The following is a 7,964-nucleotide window of genomic DNA, read 5'->3' on the forward strand; positions in this document are numbered from 1 at the left end:
AGTCTGCCGTGATCGCTCAAAATTTTATGAAAGCGCTCAACCGTTTTTAGCTTAAATTCCTCGTTAAAATAAATCATCATATTTCGCGAGAAAATGATGTCGAATTTGCCGAGCTTAAAGATCGCATCGTCAAAGATATTTGCCACGCTAAACTCGCATCTAGGCAGCATCTCGCGCTTGATTTCGTACTTGCCGTCGCGTTTTGCGAAGTAAATATTTTTTTGATTGTCGTTTAGACGGTGCAATGAACGCTCGCTATAAACGCCCTTTTTACAGCTATCGATAGCCTCGGAGTTTATGTCGATACCAACGATACTAACGCGGTTTACGTCGAGTAAATTTGAGTGCGCGAGCATACCTAGCGAGTACGCCTCGTCGCCCGTCGAGCACGGCGCGCACAGTATCCGCACGCTATCAAGCTCCTCTCTGGCGTAGTAGATCGCGGCTTGTAGCTGCGGCAACTCTCTGTAAAAATAAGTTTCGTTAGTGGTGATTAAATTTACGATTTCTTGCCTCATAAAGCGGTCTATGACGACTTTTGAGCTTAACGCTTCAAAGCTTGAAATTCGGTTTGCTTGGCAGAAATTTATTAGGCGCTGCTTTATCATGTCCTTTTTGGACTCCAGATCCACGCCGCACATATTTTTGACGACTTCGACGAATTTATTCAGTCCCGCCGCATCGCTAGGAGCGGGCGTCAAATTTGCATTTTCAAGCATGTAAAAACCTTTCCAGTTCCGCTCTTATACCGCCGATGGGTAGCGACCTTAAATTTGCGTTGATTTCTTTCGCGCGTTTTGGCATGCCGTAGACGATAGCGCTCTCCTCGTTTTCGGCGATGCATTTAGCGCCGGCTTTATATAGCTCGTTTAGCCCGCGCGCGCCGTCGTCGCCGATTCCAGTTAACAGGATCGCCATGACGTCGGCAAACTTACAAGCCTGAACGCCGGAGTGAAAAAGCACGTCTACGTTTGGGTTATACGTGGTCTCTTTCATGGGTGAACACATACCGGCCGTTAGGGGGCTAGCAGAGATTATCTCGGAGTTTTTCTCGCAGATATATATCGCGCTTTTTAGCTGCACAGGCGCGCCCAGCATAACTACCTCCGCCGCGCACTCCTTATCAAACTGCGAGATAAAACTAGGGATGAAAGCCAGGCTCATATGCTGCGCGATAACGACGCTAGCTCCGTTTAGCTCAAGCCCTTTAAAAAGCCTTTTTAAATGTCCCGGACCGCCCGTCGAGGCGCCGACTAAGACCAGTTTTTGTTTCAAATTTATTCCGTTTTTTGAGTTAATTTTACGGCTATTTTATCTTTATTTATATTAAATTTAGCTATGAGCGTAAAATCTAAAAAACGCAAAATATGGTAAAATACTCAAAAATAAATTTAAGGAAAAATATGCTAGTCATTCAAAATGCGGATAAATATATTATAGAAATTTTACGCTCCATAAATACAGCCATGAACAATAAATACAACATAGATGTAATAGAAAACCAAAGTTCGCTTAGCGCCCAAGACGCAACCCATCTTTTAGAAACTATCAAGCTAAAAAACCAAGGCAAGCTTAAATTTTACGATCTTAAAGAATCCATGAAACAATCCAACGAAACGCTGAAAAAACTTGGCGCCGATATATGAACATCAAATTTTCAGAGAGATTCCATCAAAATTTAGATGAAATTTTAGCGTTTATCGCAAAAGACAGCACAGAAAAAGCGGTTAAATTTAGAGACGAGCTTTATGAAAAAATTAGTGGCGCAGCGTTTATGCCGCGGCGTTTTCGTAAAAACGGCTTGACAGCAAACGACAACATAAGAGAGCTAATTTTTAAAGGCTATGTTGTCGTATTTGAAATTTCAGATGAAAATATAGAAATTTTAGGCATTTATAAAAATAATCTCTGGCAAAAACCGTAAAACCGTCCTATTTTTTATTCGTCATTTGATATAAAAAGCTAAAGATTTCGGCGACCGCTTTATAGAGATTTGGCGGGACTTCCTCGTTTAGATCGACCTTACTTAGAACCTCGACCAGATCGGCGTCTTCTTTGATCGGTATATCGTGAGATTTGGCTAGATTTATGATATTTTTCGCCACTTCGCCCGAACCCGTAGCTAGCACCTTAGGCGCGTTATCTTTTTGGCGGTTGTAGCCAAGGGCCACGGCCTTTTTAGTTTTTTGTACTTTTGCCAAATTTACGCCTTTTTATCAAAGCCCATATCAAGCTTATCCAGACCGCCGTAAACGCCGCTAAGGCGCAGTTTAGGCATAGTTTTTAGACTAAAATTCGACACTATCAAGCCCTGCTCGCCGATAGCCCTTTTTAGCTCCTTCGCGCCGCTTAAGATGAGCTCCTTAAACTCCTCTTTTTGCGTCGCGATCGCAAGGTCGATGTATTTGTTTTCGCTAAGCGCCACCATGATGTTGATTTGGCCGAAATTTTGAAAATTTAGGTCGATTTGCGCGTAGTGTTTTTGCTTTTTGCCCTGCTTAAACCTGATATTTCCGCCCTCTACGCCCTCCCAGACGTAGGGCAGATAGGTCTGCACGCCGCCTGCGACCGCGGAGGCTAGCTGATGCATCTCGATTTGAGCTAGCAGTTTTGAGGCGGCGTCTTTTACGGGGCTAGCGTCGGGAGACTTTGACTGCATGTTTAAAAGCGCGCTTTTTACGTCGTTTTGCAGGACTTTTGCCGTCTCTTCGGCGCTTTTTGGCGTCACTGCGCCAAGCTCGCCGCGAGCGATGTTTTGCTGCTTGATTAGCTTGCCGACTTCATCTAAGTTGTTTTTTGCTTCAAAGCCCGCTTTATCGGCGATTTGCAGGGCGAAATTTAGCTTTCTAGCCGCATTTTGCAGCTTATCTTGCAGCGTCGCACCCTCATTTCCCTCTGCGCCGTCTCGGACGATTTTTTGCGCAAAATCGTTAAATTTATCCTGCGAGCCAGCAAGCGCGCTAAGCTCGTGCGTTAGATCTTTTATCGCGCTTTTTAGCTCGGCGAAATTTAGAGCAAAGCCCCTGTTTTGACTTAGCTTTTCGCTGTTTAAATTTTGCATTTTTTCGCCCGCGTTTGCTAGCAGCTGCGAGATTTTATTTAACTCGGCGTTTAGCGTTTTTTCGTTTAGGCTTAGCCCGCTGCCGCTCATGGCGTTTGCTTGCTTGTCCATAAATTTAGCCGCGTTTTCGAGCTTGTCAGCGATTTCAAAAAGCTGCTTAAAAGGCGAGCCCGCTAGCGTATCTTTGGCTGCAGTTTTAGCGTTTTGTAAAATTTGATCAAGCCTCGCAAAGCTCTCGTTCGTGCTTAGGCTATCGTCCTTAGCTAAGGCTGAAATTTGCTCCAAAAGCTGCTGATTCGAGAGGTTTTTTATATCGCCGAACAGCTTATTTATCGCGCTGGGTAGGTTAAATTTGCCGTTTAGCGCGTCTTTTAAATTTGCCTCCAGCATGATGCCCGAGTTTTTTATCTGCTCGTTTAGCGGCGCGTTTTTTAGATCGGCGACTGGTTTTAAAAACTCCTTTAGTTTAAGTGCGAATTCCTTTAGATCGGGCTCGTTTTCGGCTAGAGCCGCGAGGCTTTTCATATCTTTTGCGAGATTTGGCGAGAGTTGTAGATTTTTCGCCTGCGCGGCTAACTCTTTGGCCTGCATAGGGCTTGATTTTAGCTCGTCTAAAAGCTTATTTACGAGCTTATCTATATCCTTTACGGCGTTATCCGCAGCCTCGGAGCCTAAATTTTGCGAGGGTGCGGGCTGGTTTTTAAAAAGATTTTTAGTTTCGCCCGCCTGACCCGTCTGTCCGGCGTTTGCGCCGCCTACGCCGCCGGTTTTGGGTAGCGCGCCGCCGACTGCGGCCTGGGTCGCGACTTGCGAGCTTATAGCGTTATTTACTGATTCCATACGGCTATATCGTCAAATTTGAGATTTTCATTAGCTATTAGCCATCGTGCCGGGGCTATGCTCAAAGCCTCGCCTACTTTCAAGCGGAACGGTCTTTTGCGTAAGGCAAAACGCGATGAGAAACGCAAGCAGCGCCGCATAAACCCACATAAAACCGTCAAAGCCTAAAATTTTCATACTGGCGCCCATTATCACGGACGAAAGAAGCGAGCCGAAAGAGTAGCTAAAAAGCACGGCGCGCCCTACTTCTATGCCTTGATTTTTATGTTTTAAGACGTCGTTGGCGCGGGCAAGCGATAGCGCATAGAGGCAAAAAGCGCCGGAACCCAGAAAAAATGACAAAACGTACTGCGCGTAGATAGATGGCTTAAGCGTCAAAAAACAAATAGCCGCAAATAGCGACACGCCCGCGCAGCACATTATCGCGGGACGGCGGCCGAATTTATCCGAAAAGCCGCCGATGAGAGAGTGAGCTATAAAACCGCCCGCCATCGCGACGGTCATAAAAAAAGAAACCTCCCTCGCGCCGTATCCTTGCAGCAGGATATAAACGCTAGCCATCGTAAAAAAGCCGTTTATGAGGATGCCCGCTACGATACTGGTAATGAGCGCCAAAGGCACGAGCGCAAAGACTCTCGGGATCGAGACACTCTTTTTTTCAGGGATCGGCGGCTCTTTGATGCGGATCAAATTTAAAGGAATGCTCGAAAACAAAATAAACGCCGCGCTAAGCAAAAGCACGTGAGAAGTGGATAAATTTAGCGATAGCACGAGGATACCCAGCCCAAAGCAGACGTAAAACGTAACCTCGTAAAAGGCCAGTACTCGCGAGCGCACTTCGTTTCTAGCGCGCGCGTTGAGCCAGCTTTCGATTATCATCAAAATCGAATAGTAGCAAAACCCGAGACATCCGCGCAAAAACGCCCAAAAATAGAGATTTTGGCTAAGAACGTGAAACATCGCCGCGATACCGAAAAGCGACGCAAAGATCCCAAAGCTTCTGATGTGGCCGACTTTTGAGACGATTTTATGCGAAAATATCGTAGCCGCCATAGCTCCAACGAAAAATACCGCGATGACAAATCCCGTCTCCAGCTCGCCCGCGCCCATTTTTTTTAGCTCGACGCCGGCGGAGCTGATGATGAGGCCGTTTCCCACAAACAAAAACGCCATCCCGACGAATAGTGCAAACATCGATCTGATCGTTATTATCGAGCTATTTCTCATTGTTTCTTACTCCATATATCAAAGCGCCCGCAGGCATCGCCGCAAGCGCGATCAAAAACGCGGCTAGATCAAGGTTGCCGTGCCTTTTTAGCGCCAAAAATCCGACGACCAAAACCGCATACGCGATCAGCCGAAAAGGCACGAAAGCGGTGAAGTAGTTGGGCGAATTTTGCTTTAAATTACGCGCGAAATTTTGCTTTTTTGAGGGTTTAGTTTCGCTGTTTTGATTTGATTCGTTTAAATTTGACTCGTTTGCCCGGCTTAAATTTAACCGACCGCTTTGGCTTGCGTCGTTTAAATTTTGCTCGTCAAATTTAGCCCGCTCGTTTTCGTCGTTTAAATTTAACCCATCCAGGCGCTTAGTATCTTCGCAGTGCGGGTCATGCTCGTCAAATTTAGCCTCCGCTGGGCTATCAGGAAACTCCTCGTGATTTTCGCCCCACTCGTCTATATCGTCATCCGCAGAAGCGTCGTAGTCTCGCACGCCGTTTTCTACGCGTTTTTTGTAGGCTCTAAAGGTCGCCGCCAGCACCAAAAGCGAGCCCGCAAACGCGACCTGCGAGCTGTAAAACCACGAGCGGCCGAATACCGCCGAGCCCAGCAATAGCAAAGCCTCAAACGCGCCGTAAACGGCAAGGAGCTTAAAATTCACTCATCGTCCTCGTCGTCGTCTTTCGCGGGTTTAAATTTACCTTTGTCTTTTAGCTCGTCAAGGCTTTTTATCTGCGCGTCGTAGGCCTTTTTGACGTTTAGCGCGGCTGCGGCGATACCCACGGCGACGCCCGCAAACAGCGTCCACGTCCAGCCCGTTTCCTTCATCGCCCAGTAGCCAAACCCGGCCCCGATAGCAAGCGCTACGACGATAGATATGCCCAGGCTTAGCTGCTCGGCGCCCTTTACGACGTCGCCTAAATTTATCTTTGCCATTAGGCAAATCCCCAGCTATTTTTCATGCGCTCTTGTATCGCTTCGCGCTCTTTTCTAGCCTCTTTTAGACGCTCTTCCAGATCGGCGATCCTTGCTTTTACCTCGCGCATCTCCTCGTTCTCGCTTGTGCTTTCCGCAGCTATCTCGGCAAAGCTCTCGTCCGCGGCCTTAACGGCAAATTTGATATCGTCCTCGCTCATCGCGTCGCAGATGAAGCCCGTCTCAAACTGGCTAGGCGCTAGATAAACGCCTTTTTTAAGCATTTTGGCGTGAAATTTAGCGTAAAGCTTGACGTCGCTTTTTAGCGCGTCGTCGTAGTTTTTGACCTCGTTTGCCGTAAAGAAAAATCCAAACATCGAGCCTCTCACCGTCGTTTGCAGAGCGATGCCGTGCTTCGTGGCGACGCTTTTTAGTCCGTGAGCAAATAGCACGGCTAGCTTGTTTAGGCGGTCATAAAGCTCGTTGTCGGCAAAAATTTTACTTAGGCTTGCGATGCCTGCGGCCATAGCTACTGGATTGCCGCTTAGCGTACCGGCCTGATATACGGCGCCTTCGGGACTTAGGCAGTCCATGATAGCAGCCTTTCCGCCAAACGCAGCCGCCGGGCAGCCTCCGCCGATAACTTTACCAAACGTCACTAGATCGGCCTCGATACCGTTAAATTCTAACGACCCGTGCCTGCTCGCTCGAAATCCGCTCATAACTTCGTCAAAAATTAACACCGCGCCGTTTTCGTCGCAAAGGCGCCTAAGCCCGCTTAAAAACTCGTTATCGGCAGGCACCAGCCCCATATTCCCGGCGATAGGCTCGATGATTAGCGCGCCTATTTTGCCTCTATTTGCCTCAAATATCGCCCGCACGCTTTCTATATCGTTATAGCGCGCTAGATACGTGTTTTTTACAACGTCCGCCGGCACTCCGCCGCTTGAAGCATTGCCGTATGTCGTCGCGCCGCTACCGGCTTTTACCAAAAGCGCGTCGCTGTGCCCGTGATAGCAGCCTTCAAATTTTATCAGTCCGTCCTTGCCGCTAAAGCCGCGCGCCACGCGTATCGCGCTCATCGTGGCCTCGGTGCCCGAGCTTACAAAACGCACCTTTTCTACGTTTTTAAACTCGTCGCAGATTAGTTTAGCTAGCCTCGTTTCCAAATTTGACGGAGCGCCAAAGCTTAGTCCTTTTTTAGCCGTCGCTATCACCGCACTCTCGATATCCGGGTCGCAGTGCCCAAAGATAAGCGGTCCCCAGCTCTGGATGAAGTCTAGATAGCGGTTTCCCTCGATATCGACTAAATACGCACCCTCGCCGCGGTCCACCACAAAAGGCTCGCCGCCTACGCTGCCAAACGCGCGAACGGGCGAATCCACGCCGCCCGGAATATATTTTTTCGCCAGTCCAAAAGCTTCTTTGTTCGTCATTTTTTATCCTTGTTGAAATTTATAACGTATTCGTAAAGTAAATTTATCTCTTCGTCGGTAAGAAAGTAGCTAGGCATCACGCTTTTTGCGCTTAGCACGCCCTCTTTAAACGTCTCAAAATCAAGATTGTTTATCCGAGGGGCTCTTAGCTCGTCGTCGATGACCTGCTTCGTTTTTTTATCAAAATGCCTATATTTTGATATGAGCGAACCCTCGCCGCCCTTACCGTGACACTTGTCGCAGCCGATGCCGCGCGGGTTTTGATAGAGCATCTTCGCGTATTCGTTTTTCGTGATAAAATCGCTCGCAAACGCCGCGCCGCAAAGTAGCCCTAAAATCAGCCAAATTTTCATAAATTCTTTCGCTTTTTCGTAAATTTAATCTAAAATTAGCTATCATACAATCTTTGCGATTAAAAAGTAATAAAGGACGAAAATGACGATATTAGACGGCAAAAACGTAAGCGCACAGGTGAAAGAAAGAGTAAAAAACGA

General features: G+C 47.4%; 11 protein-coding genes. 2 read left to right on the forward strand and 9 right to left on the reverse strand.

The window, feature by feature from the left end; all coding sequences use genetic code 11:
- Together ACTTJF_RS09565 and ACTTJF_RS09570 are read right to left on the reverse strand one after the other, a co-directional pair.
- Positions 1-719 (reverse strand): CheR family methyltransferase (locus ACTTJF_RS09565; protein WP_442551767.1); only part of this gene is annotated, 719 nt, incomplete at its 3' end.
- Positions 712-1,275: a CheB methylesterase domain-containing protein gene (locus ACTTJF_RS09570; RefSeq protein ID WP_442551768.1), complete on the reverse strand. Its 564-nt coding sequence runs from the start codon at positions 1,273-1,275 to the stop codon at positions 712-714. The genes ACTTJF_RS09565 and ACTTJF_RS09570, both read right to left, overlap by 8 nt.
- A 128-nt stretch (positions 1,276-1,403) precedes the next feature.
- Between ACTTJF_RS09570 and ACTTJF_RS09575 the strand changes: the two genes are divergently transcribed.
- Together ACTTJF_RS09575 and ACTTJF_RS09580 are read left to right on the forward strand one after the other, a co-directional pair.
- On the forward strand, positions 1,404-1,646 hold the full coding sequence (locus ACTTJF_RS09575) for a hypothetical protein (protein WP_034957885.1): 243 nt from the start codon (positions 1,404-1,406) through the stop codon (positions 1,644-1,646).
- Positions 1,643-1,924: a type II toxin-antitoxin system RelE/ParE family toxin gene (locus ACTTJF_RS09580; protein WP_442551769.1), complete on the forward strand. Its 282-nt coding sequence runs from the start codon at positions 1,643-1,645 to the stop codon at positions 1,922-1,924. Before ACTTJF_RS09575 ends, ACTTJF_RS09580 begins: the two co-directional genes overlap by 4 nt.
- A 7-nt stretch (positions 1,925-1,931) precedes the next feature.
- Here ACTTJF_RS09580 and ACTTJF_RS09585 read toward each other — a convergent pair whose 3' ends face one another.
- The 7 genes from ACTTJF_RS09585 to ACTTJF_RS09615 are packed head-to-tail and all read right to left on the reverse strand — an operon-like array spanning position 1,932 to position 7,823.
- Positions 1,932-2,201, reverse strand: coding sequence for a FlhB-like flagellar biosynthesis protein (locus tag ACTTJF_RS09585; protein ID WP_002953476.1), 270 nt, complete (start codon positions 2,199-2,201; stop codon positions 1,932-1,934).
- A gap of 2 nt (positions 2,202-2,203) precedes the next feature.
- Positions 2,204-3,901, reverse strand: coding sequence for a flagellar hook-length control protein FliK (gene fliK / locus ACTTJF_RS09590; protein WP_442551770.1), 1,698 nt, complete (start codon positions 3,899-3,901; stop codon positions 2,204-2,206).
- A 30-nt stretch (positions 3,902-3,931) separates the two neighbouring features.
- Positions 3,932-5,128 (reverse strand): MFS transporter, encoded by a 1,197-nt coding sequence (locus tag ACTTJF_RS09595; RefSeq protein WP_442551771.1) that lies wholly within the window; start codon positions 5,126-5,128, stop codon positions 3,932-3,934.
- The gene (locus ACTTJF_RS09600) at positions 5,118-5,780 is read right to left on the reverse strand and encodes a potassium transporter TrkA (protein ID WP_442551772.1); all 663 of its coding nucleotides are present in this window, start codon (positions 5,778-5,780) and stop codon (positions 5,118-5,120) included. The genes ACTTJF_RS09595 and ACTTJF_RS09600 overlap by 11 nt, the downstream gene beginning before the upstream one ends.
- The gene (locus ACTTJF_RS09605) at positions 5,777-6,055 is read right to left on the reverse strand and encodes an AtpZ/AtpI family protein (RefSeq protein ID WP_185898564.1); all 279 of its coding nucleotides are present in this window, start codon (positions 6,053-6,055) and stop codon (positions 5,777-5,779) included. Before ACTTJF_RS09605 ends, ACTTJF_RS09600 begins: the two co-directional genes overlap by 4 nt.
- Positions 6,055-7,470 (reverse strand): glutamate-1-semialdehyde 2,1-aminomutase, encoded by a 1,416-nt coding sequence (gene hemL, locus ACTTJF_RS09610; RefSeq protein WP_442551773.1) that lies wholly within the window; start codon positions 7,468-7,470, stop codon positions 6,055-6,057. Before hemL ends, ACTTJF_RS09605 begins: the two co-directional genes overlap by 1 nt.
- Complete coding sequence (locus ACTTJF_RS09615) at positions 7,467-7,823, reverse strand: c-type cytochrome (RefSeq protein ID WP_185898562.1); 357 nt, start codon at positions 7,821-7,823, stop codon at positions 7,467-7,469. Before ACTTJF_RS09615 ends, hemL begins: the two co-directional genes overlap by 4 nt.
- Positions 7,824-7,964 lie beyond the last annotated feature (141 nt).

The organism is Campylobacter sp., from assembly GCF_052170435.1.
Classification (GTDB): domain Bacteria; phylum Campylobacterota; class Campylobacteria; order Campylobacterales; family Campylobacteraceae; genus Campylobacter_A.

What these genes read in the sequence shown, in the direction of transcription:
- ACTTJF_RS09595 (WP_442551771.1), bottom strand. Translation starts at nt 5,128, where the DNA reads ATGAGAAATAGCTCGATAATAACGATCAGATCGATGTTTGCACTATTC.
- ACTTJF_RS09575 (WP_034957885.1), top strand. Translation starts at nt 1,404, where the DNA reads ATGCTAGTCATTCAAAATGCGGATAAATATATTATAGAAATTTTACGC.
- ACTTJF_RS09605 (WP_185898564.1), bottom strand. Translation starts at nt 6,055, where the DNA reads ATGGCAAAGATAAATTTAGGCGACGTCGTAAAGGGCGCCGAGCAGCTA.
- ACTTJF_RS09615 (WP_185898562.1), bottom strand. Translation starts at nt 7,823, where the DNA reads ATGAAAATTTGGCTGATTTTAGGGCTACTTTGCGGCGCGGCGTTTGCG.
- fliK (WP_442551770.1), bottom strand. Translation starts at nt 3,901, where the DNA reads ATGGAATCAGTAAATAACGCTATAAGCTCGCAAGTCGCGACCCAGGCC.
- hemL (WP_442551773.1), bottom strand. Translation starts at nt 7,470, where the DNA reads ATGACGAACAAAGAAGCTTTTGGACTGGCGAAAAAATATATTCCGGGC.
- ACTTJF_RS09580 (WP_442551769.1), top strand. Translation starts at nt 1,643, where the DNA reads ATGAACATCAAATTTTCAGAGAGATTCCATCAAAATTTAGATGAAATT.